At 64.6% G+C, this 15,548-nt stretch carries 14 protein-coding genes; 8 read left to right on the top strand and 6 right to left on the bottom strand.

Translation table 11 applies throughout. The features are described from left to right. The first annotated feature begins 83 nt into the window (after nucleotides 1-83). From ACWYRN_RS03830 to rpoH, 7 genes are all read left to right on the top strand, one after another. A complete protein-coding gene (locus ACWYRN_RS03830; protein ID WP_488691203.1) occupies nucleotides 84-1,781 on the top strand; it encodes a thiamine pyrophosphate-binding protein in 1,698 nt (565 codons plus the stop codon). A 41-nt stretch (nucleotides 1,782-1,822) separates the two neighbouring features. Continuing rightward, a complete protein-coding gene (locus tag ACWYRN_RS03835; RefSeq protein WP_488691204.1) occupies nucleotides 1,823-2,599 on the top strand; it encodes a DUF4261 domain-containing protein in 777 nt (258 codons plus the stop codon). A gap of 89 nt (nucleotides 2,600-2,688) precedes the next feature. Further along, nucleotides 2,689-3,462 (top strand): NYN domain-containing protein, encoded by a 774-nt coding sequence (locus tag ACWYRN_RS03840; RefSeq protein ID WP_488691205.1) that lies wholly within the window; start codon nucleotides 2,689-2,691, stop codon nucleotides 3,460-3,462. A 169-nt stretch (nucleotides 3,463-3,631) separates the two neighbouring features. After that, entirely contained in the window at nucleotides 3,632-4,738 is a 1,107-nt protein-coding gene (gene ftsY / locus ACWYRN_RS03845; RefSeq protein WP_488691206.1) for a signal recognition particle-docking protein FtsY, read from the top strand. 9 nt (nucleotides 4,739-4,747) lie between these two features. Further along, nucleotides 4,748-5,458: a cell division ATP-binding protein FtsE gene (locus tag ACWYRN_RS03850; protein ID WP_488691207.1), complete on the top strand. Its 711-nt coding sequence runs from the start codon at nucleotides 4,748-4,750 to the stop codon at nucleotides 5,456-5,458. After that, nucleotides 5,455-6,375, top strand: a complete 921-nt coding sequence (gene ftsX, locus ACWYRN_RS03855; protein WP_488691208.1) for a permease-like cell division protein FtsX — start codon at nucleotides 5,455-5,457, stop codon at nucleotides 6,373-6,375. Before ACWYRN_RS03850 ends, ftsX begins: the two co-directional genes overlap by 4 nt. A 480-nt stretch (nucleotides 6,376-6,855) precedes the next feature. Continuing rightward, on the top strand, nucleotides 6,856-7,749 hold the full coding sequence (gene rpoH, locus ACWYRN_RS03860) for an RNA polymerase sigma factor RpoH (protein ID WP_488691209.1): 894 nt from the start codon (nucleotides 6,856-6,858) through the stop codon (nucleotides 7,747-7,749). A 256-nt stretch (nucleotides 7,750-8,005) separates the two neighbouring features. Here rpoH and pstS read toward each other — a convergent pair whose 3' ends face one another. Then, nucleotides 8,006-9,049, bottom strand: coding sequence for a phosphate ABC transporter substrate-binding protein PstS (gene pstS, locus ACWYRN_RS03865; protein ID WP_488691210.1), 1,044 nt, complete (start codon nucleotides 9,047-9,049; stop codon nucleotides 8,006-8,008). A 149-nt stretch (nucleotides 9,050-9,198) separates the two neighbouring features. Here pstS and ggt point away from each other — a divergent pair, with 149 nt between their 5' ends. Next, on the top strand, nucleotides 9,199-10,950 hold the full coding sequence (gene ggt / locus ACWYRN_RS03870; protein WP_488691211.1) for a gamma-glutamyltransferase: 1,752 nt from the start codon (nucleotides 9,199-9,201) through the stop codon (nucleotides 10,948-10,950). A gap of 197 nt (nucleotides 10,951-11,147) precedes the next feature. Here ggt and ACWYRN_RS03875 read toward each other — a convergent pair whose 3' ends face one another. From ACWYRN_RS03875 to ACWYRN_RS03895, 5 genes are all read right to left on the bottom strand, one after another. Beyond that, the gene (locus ACWYRN_RS03875; protein ID WP_488691212.1) at nucleotides 11,148-12,572 is read right to left on the bottom strand and encodes a hypothetical protein; all 1,425 of its coding nucleotides are present in this window, start codon (nucleotides 12,570-12,572) and stop codon (nucleotides 11,148-11,150) included. Then, nucleotides 12,569-13,441, bottom strand: coding sequence for an ABC transporter ATP-binding protein (locus tag ACWYRN_RS03880; protein ID WP_488691213.1), 873 nt, complete (start codon nucleotides 13,439-13,441; stop codon nucleotides 12,569-12,571). The genes ACWYRN_RS03875 and ACWYRN_RS03880 overlap by 4 nt, the downstream gene beginning before the upstream one ends. Further along, a complete protein-coding gene (locus ACWYRN_RS03885; RefSeq protein WP_488691214.1) occupies nucleotides 13,438-13,836 on the bottom strand; it encodes a GntR family transcriptional regulator in 399 nt (132 codons plus the stop codon). The genes ACWYRN_RS03880 and ACWYRN_RS03885 overlap by 4 nt, the downstream gene beginning before the upstream one ends. 371 nt (nucleotides 13,837-14,207) lie before the next feature. Continuing rightward, a complete protein-coding gene (locus ACWYRN_RS03890) occupies nucleotides 14,208-14,789 on the bottom strand; it encodes a TerD family protein (RefSeq protein ID WP_488691215.1) in 582 nt (193 codons plus the stop codon). A gap of 16 nt (nucleotides 14,790-14,805) precedes the next feature. Then, nucleotides 14,806-15,501 carry a TIGR00266 family protein gene (locus tag ACWYRN_RS03895; protein WP_488691216.1) on the bottom strand — a complete coding sequence of 232 codons (696 nt, stop codon included), beginning with the start codon at nucleotides 15,499-15,501 and terminating at the stop codon, nucleotides 14,806-14,808. Nucleotides 15,502-15,548: the final 47 nt, after the last annotated feature.

Here is a 15,548-nt window from a genome sequence, read left to right on the forward strand (position 1 = left end):
TTGAAAAGCCCGGCCCCAGCCGCTGGCATAGAATATTTCGATACCCGGCCACGCTGGGCGAAACCAACAAGGACCACAGAGACATGACGCACCCTTCCCGCACCGGCGGCCAGATCCTGGTCGACGCGCTCCACGTCCACGGCGTCGAGATCGCCTTTGGCGTTCCCGGCGAAAGCTACCTCGACGTGCTCGACGCGCTGCACGATTCCAGCATCCGCTTCGTCATCAACCGCCAGGAAGGGGGCGCCGCGTTCATGGCCGAGGCCTACGGCAAGCTGACCGGCAAACCCGGCATCTGTTTTGTCACGCGCGGCCCGGGCGCCACGAATGCTTCGATCGGCGTGCACACCGCCTACCAGGATTCCACACCCATGATCCTGTTCATCGGCCAGGTCGGCAACGACTTCGTCGACCGCGAAGCCTTCCAGGAAATCGACTACCGCCGCATGTACGGCGAAATGGCGAAGTGGGTGGCCCAGATCGACCGCGCCGACCGCATCCCCGAATACATCGCGCGCGCCTTCCAGATTGCCACCAGCGGCCGTCCGGGTCCGGTGGTCCTGGCCCTGCCGGAAGACATGCTGGTGTCGCTGGCCGAGGTGGCCGACACGCGCCGCTACCAGCCGGTGCAAGCCGCTCCTTCCTCCAGCCAGATCGGCACCCTGCGCAGCATGCTGGGCGAGGCGAAGAAGCCGGTCGTCCTGCTCGGCGGCGGCAGCTGGAACGCGCAGGCCTGCGCCGACCTAGCGACCTTCGCGGAAGCGAACGCGCTGCCGGTCGGCTGCACCTTCCGCTTCCAGGACCTGCTGGACAACGCGCACCCGAACTACGCGGGTGACGTCGGCATCGGCATCAACCCGAAGCTGGCCGCGCGCGTGAAAGACGCCGACCTGGTCATCGCCATCGGCCCGCGCCTGGGCGAGATGACCACCGGCGGCTACACCCTGCTCGATTCCCCTGTGCCGAAACAGAGACTGGTCCACATCCATAACGATCCCGAGGAACTGGGCAGCGTCTACCAGGCCGAACTGATGATCGCCAGCGGCGCCCCGCAAGCCTGCGCCATGCTGGCCGCGATGGAACCGGTCGACAGCAGCGCCTGGCGCCATACCGTGGAGGAAGCGAAAGCCGATCTCGCCGCCTGGCAGGCGCAGCCGCCGATTTTCAAGGATGGCCAGGCGCCGCTCGATTTGTGGCAGGTGGTGCAGGACCTGCAGGCCGCCCTGCCGGCGGACACCATCGTCACCAACGGCGCCGGCAACTACGCGAGCTGGGCGCACCGCTTCTGGCGCTACGGCGGCATGCGCACCCAGCTGGCGCCGACGAATGGCGCGATGGGCTATGCTGTGCCCTCGGGCGTGGCGGCGAAGATCGTCGATCCGCAGCGCACCGTGGTGACCTTTGCCGGCGACGGCGAGTTCATGATGACGGGCCAGGAGCTGGCCACCGCCGTGCAGTACGGCGCCGGCGTCGTGATCCTGGTCTTCAACAACAGCATGTTCGGCACCATCCGCATGCACCAGGAAAAGACCTATCCGGGCCGCGTGTCCGGCACCACGCTGCACAACCCCGACTTTGCGGCGCTGGCGCGCGCCTATGGCGGGCACGGCGAAGTCGTCGAACGCACCGCCGACTTCGCACCGGCGCTGGCGCGCGCGCTCGAACACGCGAACGGCAAGCACTTGCCGGCGCTGATCGAACTGCGCTACGACGGCAACCTGATTACGCCGAATGCCACGCTGGAGAGCATGCGCAAGGCAGCCGAGGCGGCGAAACGCTGACCATGGCGGCCCAGGCACGAGAGGATTTTGAGAGGAGAACGATGAGCGACACGCCCGAACTTGTCCTGTGCATCCCGGGCCCCTGGAAACACCGCGACGAACTGATACAGGCCATCTCGGAATGCGACGCGGGTTATGTGTATGCAGGCCACCTGCTGCTGGAAATCGAAACCGGTTTCACCTGCGAAGTGATGTTCGAAGGCGCTGACCCGGCGCTGCCGGCGGCGTTTGCCGCGGTGGGCCCGCACTGGGCGCAATCCGAGGCGATGATGGACGTGGCGCGCCACGCCTCGGTGGTCTACCTGTCCGGCAAAGGCGGCTCGCGCGACGCCGCCGAAGCCATGATGCGGGCAGCGGCCGCGCTGATCGATGCGGGCGGCCTGGGCGTGAAGGTGGAAAGCACCGGCATCGCCCACGGCCCGGCCTACTGGACCGAGCTGTGCGAACAGCTGCACCTGCAGACCGCGCACCGGGCGCTGGTGGTCTACGTGACCGGGCGCGACGTCTACTCCTGCGGCATGCATAACTTCGGCCTGCCGGAAGCGATCGTCACGCCGCTCGATGGCGACTTGCAGGAAGCGGCCGATTTGCTGCGCACCTTTACCCATTACCTGTTCGCGCAGGGGCCGGTGCTGGAAGATGGGCACACTTTTTCGGTGAGCGAAGGCGCGCCGGTGTACCGGGTGCGCACCTCGCCGGCCATGGATTACGGGGCGGAGTCGCTGTTCAACAATCCGTATGGGGCGTGGCGGCTGGAGCCGGAAGTGCTGCAGAAGGCGGAGAAAAAGGCGGGGTGGTGGAGCAGGTTGCGGCATTGAGGCTGGCGTTTCAAGCAGTCGAAATATTCCCTCAGGGTAACAAAATTATCCTATCATCTGTCGCTATCGAAGCCTGAACGGAGCGCCAGATGAACCAGCCTGTAGCAGCAGCGCCGCGCATCGCGGTGCTGGTCGATTGCGATAACACGTCACCCGAGGCGCTGGATTATGCCTTGGGTTTGATTCCCCCGTCTGCCCGCGTCGTGGCGCGCCAAGGCTATGGCAACGGAGGCACCCTTGCCAAGCAACGCTGGCGTGAGGCCCTCAACCGCCATGCGTTTACACCCTGCCTGCAGTACCAATTCGCTCCGGGCAAAAACTCAGCCGACATAGCGCTTGCACTCGATGCGTTTGAGATGATGTTGGAAGACCGGGCTGATACCTTTTATCTTGTGACCAGCGATTCCGATTTCGCCGGCCTGTGCCGTAAACTGCGTATCCGTGGCGCTGCCGTCTCCATTATCGGGGAGGAGAAAACGCCCCCGATGCTGCAGGAGGCCTGCACCCGGTTCTACACATTCACGCCAGCGCAGGACACCGAGCGTTCCGCACCGCCAGCACCTGTACAAGCGGAGGCAATATCACAACCAGCGTTGCAGATCGAGCTCAAACCCGAACATGAACACATTCTAATCCAGGCAGTGGACGCCCTTGCCAAGGGCCGGGCTGATAGCACCGTGGGTTTGACCGAATTGGGTCAGTATTTACGCACGCACCATTCTTTTGCAGCTAAAGAAAATGGATATGGCACGCTGGTGAGAATGATCGGCAACTGCTCCTCCTTGCGAGCGACCACCAAGAACGACAAGGCCGCAGTCGTCAGGTCGGCCAGCGTGACCGCAATCCGGCGTCCTGCCAAATAGCGTCGTCTTTCGTTATCAGGCCGGGAAGTACCTCGCTTGAGCGTTCCCTCGCGCACAGCCAGGACTTGCGTATTCGTCATTACTGTGCTCTGGTAAAATACTGCGATCCTTTTCGTCGTGCCGGCACTGAATGCCGGCATGTGCATGCAGTCGCTCCCACCACATACCCATGTTTAGTTTCTTCAAGAGAAAAAAAGCCGAAGCAGAAACCCCGGCGCCGGTTGAGCCTGTCGAAAGTGCGCCTGCACCAGCGCCAGCCCCTGCCCCGACGCCGCTCGCCACGCCTGAACCAACGCCGGTCCCCTCGCCTGCGCTGAGCGCCGAACCCGCCCTCATCATCGAGGAAACCGCCGAACGCCCGACCTCCCCGGCCGAGCAAAAGAAATCCTGGATGGCGCGCCTGAAGGCCGGCCTGTCCAAGACCTCCAGCAATCTGTCGCTGCTGTTCGTCGGCGCCCGCATCGATGAAGACTTGTACGAGGAGCTCGAATCCGCCCTGCTGATGTCCGACGCCGGCATGGACGCCACCGAGCACCTCCTGAACAACCTGCGCCGCAAGGTCAAGGAAGAGAAATTGCTCGACGCTGCCGCCGTGAAGGCCGCGCTGAAGGAATTGATGGTCGAGATGCTGCAGCCGCTGCAAAAGCCGCTGGAACTCGGCCGCCACGCGCCGCTGGTGATGATGATCGCGGGCGTGAACGGCGCCGGCAAGACCACTACCATCGGCAAGCTGGCCAAGCACATGCAGCGCTTCGACCAGTCGGTGCTGCTGGCCGCGGGCGATACCTTCCGCGCCGCCGCGCGCGAACAACTCATGGTCTGGGGCCAGCGCAACAACGTCACCGTGATCTCGCAGCAGTCGGGCGACCCGGCCGCCATCGCTTTCGATGCGGTGCAGTCGGGCAAGGCGCGCAGCGTGGACGTGGTGATGGTCGATACCGCCGGCCGCCTGCCGACCCAGCTGCACCTGATGGAAGAACTGAAGAAGATCAAGCGCGTGATCGGCAAGGGCGCGGATGGCGCGCCGCACGAGACCCTGCTGGTCATCGACGGCAACACCGGCCAGAACGCCCTCGCGCAAGTAAAAGCCTTCGACGACGCCCTGCAACTGTCCGGCCTGGTGATCACCAAGCTCGACGGTACTGCCAAGGGCGGCGTGCTGGCGGCGATTGCGCGTACGCGTCCGGTGCCGGTCTACTTCATCGGCGTGGGCGAAAAGCTGGACGACCTGCAGCCTTTCAATGCAGAAGAGTTCGTTGAAGCGCTGCTGGGATAAATAGAGCCGATGATCGAATTCCACTCCGTATCCAAGAAGTATTCCGCCGATGCGACCGCCCTGCGCGACGTGTCGCTGAACATCGGCAAGGGCGAGCTGGTGTACCTGGCCGGCCCGTCCGGCGCCGGCAAGTCGACCCTGATGAAGATGGTGGCTGCCATCGAGCGGCCCAGCAGCGGACGCGTGATCGTGTTCGGGCAAGACATCGGCAAGATCAGGAAGCCCGGCATCCCTTTTCTCCGCCGTAACCTGGGACTGATCTTCCAGCACCAGCGTTTGCTGAACGACCGGAATATCCTGGCCAACACCATGCTGCCGCTGCTGGTGACCGGCGCGCCGAAAGCGCAAGCCGAGCAGCGTGCCCGCGCCGCCCTCGACAAGGTGGGCTTGCTGGAACGCGCCAAGGCACATCCGCTGGAATTGTCCGGCGGCGAGCAGCAGCGCGTGGCGATCGCGCGTGCCATCGTGAACCGTCCGCAGATCATCCTGGCCGATGAGCCTACCGCCAACCTCGACCGCGTGGCCGCCGACAAGGTGCTCGACGCCCTGCGTGCGTTTAACTCGGTCGGCGTCACCTGCCTGATCTCGACCCACGACGAGCAGGTGCTCGACGGTGCGGCGCGCGTGATCCGCCTGGAGCATGGCCAGCTGGTGTCGAGTGGTGAGCCGACCAGCCCCGCCACTGGCGAATTCGACGTCGATGCGGGAGGTGCGGCATGAGCCCGTGGTTCCGCCAACACCGCTTCGCGCTCGGCGCGGCGCTGTCCACCGTGCGCAAGGCGCCGGGTAGTTTCCTGTTCAACGTACTGGTAGTCGCGGTGGCATTGGCGCTGCCGTTTGCCGGCATCACCCTGCTCGACAACGTGCGGCCAATGTCCGAGCAATTGTCGGTCGATCCCGAGGTCAGCCTCTTCGTGAAGACCGAGGCCACGCGCGAGGAAGCCGAGGCACTCGGTCCGCAGTTGCGCCAGATCATCGACGACAGCAAGGCGAGCATCACCTTCATTCCGCGCGAACAGGCCCTCGACGACCTGAAGGCGCGCAGCGGCCTGTCCGCCGCGCTCGACACGCTGGGCGACAATCCCCTGCCCGACAGTTATGTGATGAAGCTGGCCGGCTCGGCCAGCGCGGCGGATGCCTCGCGCATCGATGCCGTGGTCGAGCAATTGCACCAGTTGCCGCATGTGGACACCGTGCAGGTGGACTCGGCCTGGGTCAAGCGCCTGGCCGCCCTGCTGGGCGTGCTGCGCCTGGTGCTGCTGTTGCTGGCGGTAACGCTGGGTGTGGTGGTGATTGCGGTGGTGTTCAATACCATCCGCCTGCAAGTGCTGACGCAGCGCGAGGAAATTGCCGTGTCCAAATTGCTGGGCGCGACAGACAACTTTATCCACCGGCCGTTTTACTATACCGGCGCCCTGCTTGGCCTGTGCGCCGGCGCGGTGGCCCTGGGCGGCGTGGCGCTGGCCCTGCAACCTCTGAACGCGGCCATTGCCGAATTTGCCCGCCTGTATGCGTCGGAATTCCAGCTAGTGCCGCTGAGTGCGCCGGAAGTCGCTGGCTTGCTGGCCATCAGCGCCGGCCTGGGCCTGATCGGCGCCATGCTGTCGGTGCAGCGTCACCTGGCGCGCCTGCACTGACGCCCTCTTCCACCGGACAGGCTACTGTTGTGGTCTGTCCGGGCGGAATCACCTTCTTCTTTTTCAAGTCCCCGGCTTGTGCGTCTACTTCCATCCGCGAAGTAGGACTTTGCCTCGCCCGATTCCGAACGCGCCCCTTTGTGAGGCAACTAACAGAAACAGGCTTCCGCGCGCCCTTACGCTGTGCCTCAAGGTCACACGCAACAGCCACACGTTTGAGATAACTCAATAGCAAAGCAACGATTCGCTCTACAGTAGACCGGGCGCAAATTGATGCTTAATTGCAATACTTTAGCCAGACTTAAACACCCCTGCCATTCCGAGGGGGTCGCTAGCACTCCCCACCGGAGAGTGCTAAACTGTAGCTCAAGTGAATGGTAAATGGGTTCGCTTGCATCCGGATTCAAGGCCGAAAAAATCATGGGGTGGGGTTGTCCCGCCGCTGAGATGCAGCAGAAATAACTCTACGAGGAAAAGATAATGTCCGCACAATCCGCATTGGTTCCGACCACCAGCAGCCGTGCCCTGGGACTTGGCTTCACCGGCAATCTCGGTAACATCGACGCGTATATTTCCGCGGTGAACCGTCTGCCGATGCTGACCCACGACGAAGAGGTGTCGCTGGCGAAGCGGCTGCGCGAGGCAAACGATCTCGACGCCGCACAAAAACTGGTCTTGTCCCACCTGCGCCTGGTGGTGTCGATCGCGCGCGGCTACCTCGGCTATGGCCTGCCGCACGCCGACCTGATCCAGGAAGGCAACATCGGCCTGATGAAGGCCGTGAAGCGCTTCGACCCGAACCAGGGCGTACGCCTGGTGTCGTACGCGATGCACTGGATCAAGGCCGAGATGCACGAATACATCCTGAAGAACTGGCGCCTGGTGAAGGTCGCCACGACCAAGGCCCAGCGCAAATTGTTCTTCAACCTGCGCAGCAACAAGGTGGGCCTGGACGCGATGACGCCGACCCAGGTCGACGAGCTGGCCAAGATGCTGGACGTCAAGCGCGAGGAAGTCATCGAGATGGAAACCCGCCTCTCGGGCCGCGACATCGCCCTGGAAGCGCCGACCGACGACGAAGACGACAAGTTCTCGCCGATCGCCTACCTGTCGTCGGACCAGCAGGAACCGACCAAGGTGCTGGAAGCCGAGCAGGTCACCCGCCTGCAGTCCGAAGGCCTGGAAACGGCGCTCGGCAAGCTCGACCCGCGTTCGCGCCGCATCGTGGAAGCGCGCTGGCTGGCGAACGACGACGGTTCGGGCGCGACGCTGCACACGCTGGCCGAAGAGTTCGGCGTGTCGGCGGAGCGGATTCGCCAGATCGAATCGGCGGCGTTGAAGAAAATGAAGGGTGCGCTGGCGGCGTACGTGTAAGCCAGAAGCAGCATCGTTGTAAAAACGGCGGTTCCTTCGGGGCCGCCGTTTTTTATTGGCGTTGCATTCATCGATAACGATGACATTGGCGCCGATTTCGTAGGGTGGACACAGGTGTCCACCCTACAACCCCTCACCGTACGCAAAAAAAGCGGCGGCCCCATTCCTGGAACCGCCGCTAAAACCTGGCCGCAAAGTCACCCACGGCCAGCCCGACACGGGGCTCTCGCCCCGTCCTGTGATCGATCAGTTCGGATCAGTAGATCGCCTTGCCCGATGCATCCTTCAGGTTGGCCTTCCACGCATCCTGCACCAGCTTGACGACCGATGCCGGCATCGGCACGTAGTCCAGCTCGGCGGCAGCGGCGGCGCCGTTCTTGTAGGCGTAGTCGAAGAACTTCACGACCTCTTTACCCTTGGTGGCGTCGGCCTGGGCCTTGTGCATCAGGATGTACGACACGCCGGTGATCGGCCAGCTGTTCTTGCCGGCGGCATCGGTCAGGATGACGGCGAAGCCCGGGGTCTTGGTCCATTCGGCGCTCGATGCGGCGGCCTTGAAGTTCTCGTCGTCCGGCTGCAGGAACTGGCCGTCCTTGTTCTTCAGCTGGGTGTGCGACAGCTTGTTTTTCTTGGCGTAAGCCCACTCGACGTAGCCGATCGAACCCTTGATACGCTGCACGTTGGCGGCCACGCCTTCGTTGCCCTTGCCGCCCACGCCCACAGCCCATTTCACGGCGGTGTTGGCGCCGATCTTCTGCTGGAATTCCGGGCTGGTCTTCGACAGGAAGTCGGTGAACAGGAAGGAGGTGCCCGAGCTGTCGGCGCGGTGGACGACGGTGATGTCGGTGTCCGGCAGCTTCACGCCCGGGTTCAGGGCGGTGATTTCCGGCGCGTTCCACTTGGTGATCTTGCCCAGGTAGATGTCGGCCACGACCGGGCCGGCCAGCTTCAGCTGGCCTGGGGCCACGCCGTCGACGTTGACCACGGTGACCACGCCGCCCATGATGGCCGGGAACTGCATCAGGCCTTCGGCGTCGAGTTCGGCCGCTTTCAGGGGCATGTCCGAGGCGCCGAAGTCGACGGTCTTGGCCTTGATCTGCTTGATGCCAGCGCCCGAGCCGACCGACTGGTAGTTCAGGCCGGTGCCGGTGGCTGCCTTGTACGACTCGGCCCACTTGGCGTAGATCGGGTACGGGAAGGTTGCGCCCGCGCCGGTCACGTCGGCAGCGAAAGCCGAAGACATCACCATTGCTGCAGCGGCGCCAGCGATCATCGTTTTGAACATGTGCTTGATTTTCATATTGTCGTAACTCGGGGTTGGTTAAGTGACGAGCGGAAGTCTAGCCAGCGAATATGACGGCTGTATGACGCGGCTGAGCCAGATCAAACAACGGCGGTTTTGCTTTCTTGCTATGCTGACCCGACCTCTTCACCTCGCCGCCTTCGCCCATGAACAAGACCCTGCTCGTTTCCACCCTCGTCTTCTCCATCGTCCTGCACGCGCCGCTCGCCACCGCAAAAACTCCGGTCGCCACCGACAGCGGCGGCGCCGTTGCCACCATCAGCGAACAGGCCTCGGAATCGGCCCTCGCCATCCTGAACAAGGGCGGGAATGCGGTCGATGCCGCCGTGGCCGCCGCGGCCACGCTCGGCGTGACCGACCCGTTCAGCTGCGGCATCGGCGGCGGCGGCTTCATGGTGATCTACCTGGCCAAGGACAAGCGCGTGATCACGGTCGACCACCGCGAGACGGCCCCAAGCGCCTTTACCCCAGCCGTGTTCCTGGAAAACGGGGAGGAAATCGATTTCGAGACGGCAGTGGCGAGCGGCGCCGCGGTGGGCGTACCGGGCACAGTGCGCGGCTGGCACGAGGCGCTGGAGCGCTACGGCACGATGGGTTTCAAACAGGTGCTGGCGCCGGCCATCGCCGTGGCCGACAAGGGCTTCACGGTCAATGAAACTTTCTCTCATTTAACGCGCGAAAATGAAAGAAAATTTCAGCAGTTTTCGACCACCAGCGCACTGTATTTGCGCAACGGGAAAGCCGTGACGCCCGGCACCCGCTTGCGCAACCCGGACATGGCCAAGGCTTACCGCGAGATTGCCGCGCGCGGCTACCAGGCCTTCTATGCAGGGCCGATGGCGCGCGCCATCATCGAGGCGGTGAACCGGCCGCCGCTAACCCAGGGCGCGAATGTCCGCGCCGGCAAGATGACGCTGGCCGACCTGGCCAACTACGAAGCACGCATCCGCCAGCCGGTGGTCAGCAGCTACCGCGGCTACCAGGTGTACGGGATGCCGCTGCCGAGCAGCGGCGGCGTGGCGGTGGCCGAGGCGCTGAACATCCTCGAAGGCTACGACCTGAAGGCCCTGCCGCGCGCGCAGGCCGAGCACCTGTACCTGGAAGCGAGCCGCCTTGCCTTTGCCGACCGCAACGCTTATCTCGCCGATCCGGAATACGTCGACGCGCCGGTGGCCGGGCTGCTGTCGAAGGAATTCGCGGCCCGGCGGCGCGCGCTGATCGACATGAAGCGTGCGGCGCCGGAGGTGGCGGCGGGCGACCCGTACGCCTTCCAAAATGATCCGAGCATTCCACTGCGCCCCAAGCAGCCACGCCCGCTGCAGAAGGAAAGCCCGCACACTACCCACCTGACGGTGTCGGACAAGGAGGGCAATGTCGTTTCCTACACCTTCACCATCGAATCCTGGGGCGGCAGCGGCATCGTGGTGCCGGGTTATGGCTTCTTGCTGAACAACGAGATGACCGACTTCGATTTTTCCGGCCCGCGCCCGAACGTGCCCGAAGCGGGAAAACGCCCGCGCAGCAGCATGGCGCCGACCATCGTACTCAAGGACAGCAAGCCGGCCTTCAGCATCGGCAGCCCGGGCGGCGCCACCATCATTACCACGGTGCTGCAGACCATCGTCAATCATGTGGACTTCGGTATGCCGATGAATGAGGCGATCGATGCGCCGCGGCTGTCCGAGCGGAACGGGGCGTCGACCTCGGTGGAGCCGGGCTTTGTCGGCAGCGACCAGGCCAGGGCATTGGAAGCTTTTGGGCACAAGTGGGAAGCGCCGGCCGAGGAGATCGGCGCGGCGAATGCCATCGTGTTCAATCCGGATGGGACGGTGACGGCGGTCAGCGAGGGCAAGCGGCATGGCGTCGGCACTGCACTGGTCCAGCGCCGCGCGCATTGAATCGGCTTACGCGGCTCTGGCGGTTCGTGTTTGGCCGTTGTAGGGTGGGCACCTGTGCCCACGCGGTACGGCGCCTACTCGTCGAAAATTTACCGACAGACCACGGAAGGCGATTGGCTCGATCGCTCCGCGGCACCATTTCGACCGATCACATGCCGTACCGCGTGGGCACAGGTGCCCACCCTACGAAAAACCGCTTACGCCAGGCGCCCCGCCGGGAAGGCATACGGCGCCGCCTCTGCACGCCGGAACGCGCGCGCGACCAGGGCTGCGGCAATCGCCATGCTGGCCAGCGCCGCACCCGCCGCGTACGGCAAGCCGCTCGCCCGCTCCAGCGCCACGCCCACCGCCAGGCTGGCGCCGAACGACAGCGCACAGCCCAGCAGCAGCCGCCAGCCCAGCAGCCCGCTGCGGTGCGCGTGGTCGCGCAGGGTGGCGGCTACCAGCGGCAGGGTCAGGCAGCACAGGCAGGCCTGCTTGAACAGGTTGGCCGCCGAGGCGCCGGTCATCATGCCCAGGCACAGCACGGCGCCTGCCAGCATCGCCCACTCGAGCAGCGCAGTGCGCAGCAGCGTGACCGCGACCTTGCGGTTGAAGGCGGAGGCGCCAGCCGGCAGCGGCGGCACCAGGCGCAGCAGGGCCTGTTCGCCCGCCGTGTCCTTCAGGCGCACATTGCGCTTCTCGGTGTCGAACACGGCGCCCAGCAGCAGCGGCAGGGCGAACAGCCAGCCGAGGTCCGCGATCAGCTGCTGCGTGTCGGGGCGGGCATTGGCACGCATGATGGACAGCGCCACGCCGGCCAGGGCCAGGATCGACACCAGCACCACGGCCCGGTTGGCCCAGTGGTTGCGCGCACCCAGCAGGTGCACCAGCAGGCGGGCACTATTGCGCGCCGCCGTGTCGCGCGCCAGGACCCAGCGGTAGAGCGAGGCATTGAACCGGTTCTGCTTGCGTTCCTTGAACTGGCCCGCGGCCGTCGTGCGTTCCAGCTGCAAGGCCTGGGCTTCGCGCGCCACGTAGTGCCGGTCGCCCCCGGCCATGAACATGTGCTGCAGCGCGTAGGCGCCGAAGGCCAGCATCAGCAGGCATGCAATCGCGAAGCCGATGCCATGCTGGATGCCCTCGACCAGTGCCGGCGGCAGGCTGCGGCTGAAGAAGAACACGCCGGCAAAGGCGACCTGCATCCAGCTGCCCCCGCGGTGCCCGCTCTGCCCCAGGCCATACGCGGCAAGCCAGGTGCCGGTGGCCAGCAGGACCAGCGCCGGCGACAGCTTGGTGCCAAGCGACACCAGCGTGGCAAACGCGATCATGCATGTCCAGGCCAGCACCGTCGATTCGATCAGGCGGCGGCGCAGGCGCGGCACCAGGCAGGCGACGGACGGCGTGTTCAGCTTGACGGCGCCGGGGACGAAGTACAGCAGCCAGCCCATCATCGCGCCGCCTACCGCCACCCGCAGCGCCGTACTGGCGGCCAGCAGCGCATCGTCCTTCGTCACCATGACCAGGAAGGCCACGAGCAGCGTCAGGAAAGCCGTGAACCCGAGGATCAGCACATCGGCGCGGGAACGGGCGCTGAGGGCCATGCGCCAGACCAGCCAGTAGTCCTTCAGCAGGGCCTTCATTGCGTCACCTCAATGAACAGGTCTTCCAGGCTGAGCGCCTCCACGCGCACGCCGCTCTCCTTGCCCAGCTGGGCCAGGCCGGCGCCGCCATGGGTGATGACGCTGACGCTGCCGTCCGCCGTGCGCTGGCGCCGCAGTTCGCCGGCCAGTTGCCTGCCGTCGAGCAGCGACGCCGGCCCCACCACGCGGCGCGCGCCTTCGAGCAGCTCGTCGAGGCGGCCCTGCAGGGCGATCCTGCCGTCCTTCAGGAAGGCGAGGTCCAGCGCCACCCGCTCCAGGTCGGACAGGATGTGGGTCGAGAACACCACCGTGGTGCCGCGCTCGATCACGCCGTCGATCAGCTCGCGCAGGAATTCGCGGCGGCCGACCGGGTCCAGCGCCGACACCGGCTCGTCCAGCACCAGCAGTTCCGGGTCGTGCGCCAGCGCGCGGATGATCGACAAACGCTGCTGCTCGCCGCCCGAGAGCTTGCTGATCGGTTTATTTTGCATGAGCTGATCGAAGCCCCAGCGCGCCAGCAGGCCGTCGACCTTGGCGCCGTTCCAGCGCGGGTACAGGGCCTTGAAATAGGCCAGCATCTGGCGCGGCGTCATCCACTCGAACAGGTCGGACTTCTGCGGCACGTAGCCGATGCGGGCGCGGGTGGCATCGCTCAGGTGGGCCACGTCTTCGCCATAGACGTGCACCGTGCCCGCATCCGCTTCGCGCAGGCCGAGCAGGCATTCGAGCAGGGTCGACTTGCCGGCGCCGTTACGGCCCAGCAGGCCGATCACCTGCCCCGGCATGACCTGCCAGTCGAGCTTGTTGAGGATGGGGACGCTGCCGAACTGCTTGCTGATCGCGGCGCTCTGGATGATGGCTGTGCTCATGCTTGTTCCTTCAGGATCTGGGTGAAGAGGGAAAGGACGGTGTCGGAATCGAGTTCGAGCTGGCGCGCTTCCATGGCGGCGCGCTCCAGGGTGGGACGTAGCAGTTCGGCGCGTTCGTGCGCGCCGGGGGCGGTGCCGGCGCGGGCAGCCACTTCCATGCCCAGGCCGCGGCGGCGGGTGAGTACGCCCTCCATCTCGAGCAGGCTGTAGGCCTTCGAGACGGTCATCGGGTTCAGGGCCAGGGCCTGGGCGACCTCGCGCACCGAGGGCATGCCGTCGCCCGGGGCCATCTGGCCGGCGGCGACCAGGCGTTTGACCTGGTCGACCAGTTGGCGGTAGATGGGCTCGGCGGAGCCGGTGGCGATGGAAAACAGGTGGGCGGCGTGGGTGGTCATGGTGTATAGCTGTATTAGTTACTTAATACAGTAGACGTTAACCAAAAGCATGTCAAGCCGATTTCGTAAGGTGGGCACTCCGTGCCCACGCGGTTACGTGCGTGGCTGGGGACACGTGCGGGGAGGTGTCGCTCGCAGTGCATGCGACGGCCAATAAAGCATCTGGCCTGGCTTGAGGTTTGGGGGCGAGAGGGCACGGCAAACGCAAAAAGGAGGCGCACGTAACCGCGTGGGCACTTTGTGTTTGAGGCCCCCAGCCTCAAACACCCCACCGTACGGGATACGCAGCAACCATTGCATATGCCAACATGGCGCGGGCATAAAAAAACCGGGGCCTCAGCCCCGGTTCTTGGCACGACACGATCCGCAGATTACAGATGCGGCGTAATCGACGGCATCAGGTCGTCAAACGTCCGCCCGCTGGCGTTCTCGCCGATCGCGTGCATCTTCCATTCGCCGTTGTGACGGTACAGCTTGGCCATCACCTGCGCGGTGTGCGCGCCCTGCACCGACAGGTCATAACGCGCGACTTCCTTGTTGCCCGACGCGTCGACCAGGCGGCAGTAGGCGTTCTGCACCTGCGAGAAGTTCTGGCCGGTGAAGCTGTTCACCGTGAACACCAGCGACTTCACGCTTGGCGGCACAGCGGACAAATCGACGTTGATCTGCTCGTCGTCGCCATCGCCGGCGCCGGTTCGATTGTCGCCGGTGTGGACGATGCTGCCGTCCTTACTCTTCAACTGACGGAACCAGACCACGTCGACCGGGCGGTTCGATTCGTCGAACATCACCACCGAGGCGTCGAGGTCGACGCTTTCGGTCTTGCTGCCGAAGCCGAGGAAGCCCTTGGTCTTGATGGCGTCCCAGCCCAGGCCCATGGTGACACGGGTGAGTGCACCGCCGCCCTCTTTCGAGAGCGAGATTTTCTGGCCTTTTTGCAGACTGACTGACATTGTGTTGCTCCTTTAATTATTTACCGGGGGTTTGCATCCAGGCCTTGAAGGCGGTGCGGTTACGCGAACACACGTAGACCTTGCCCTTGCCCGAAAAGCGCAGGACCATCCCCTCGCCACTGGTTTGGCTGTTGATCAGGTTACCCAGGAAGCCGCCGCTGGTGCCGGTCGTGATCGAGATCTCGTAGCGCAGCGTGCTGTCCCAGCACACCACGTGTGAGTTGTCGATGATCGCATCCTTGCCCGGTTCCACTTCCAGCATCGACATCGACCCGAAGCCCGACACCACCACCTGGCCCTGCCCCGTCGTCTCGGTGACGAAGAAGCCGCCGCTGTTGGCGAACAGCGCGTTGCCGAGGTTCTGGGTACGGACCTTCAGGTCCACGCCCGAGCTGGCCGCGACAAAGGCGCCGTCGCTGATGATGTACTGGTTCGGACCGCAGTCGACGATCTGCATCGCGCCCGGCAGGGTTGGCGACAGCAGGCAGTCGCCGTCGCCGCGCGCGGCTTCGATGTGCTGCTGGAAGAAGGATTCGCCGTTGGCGAAGGTGCGCATCAGTGCGCTGCCGAGCCCGCCCTTCATCTTGCCTTTCAGGTCGAGCGTCGATTCCATCATCACCATCGCGTCGGATTCGCAATAGATGGTCTCGCCCTTCCTCATCGACACGTGCAGGAAGGGATCGACGTCCCCGGTCACGGTAAAAGTTGGCATTGCTAAGCTTCCTTTCTTGGTGCGGCCCCGGTCGTGGGACCGCGAAC

Source organism: Massilia sp. BAP21, assembly GCF_057801335.1.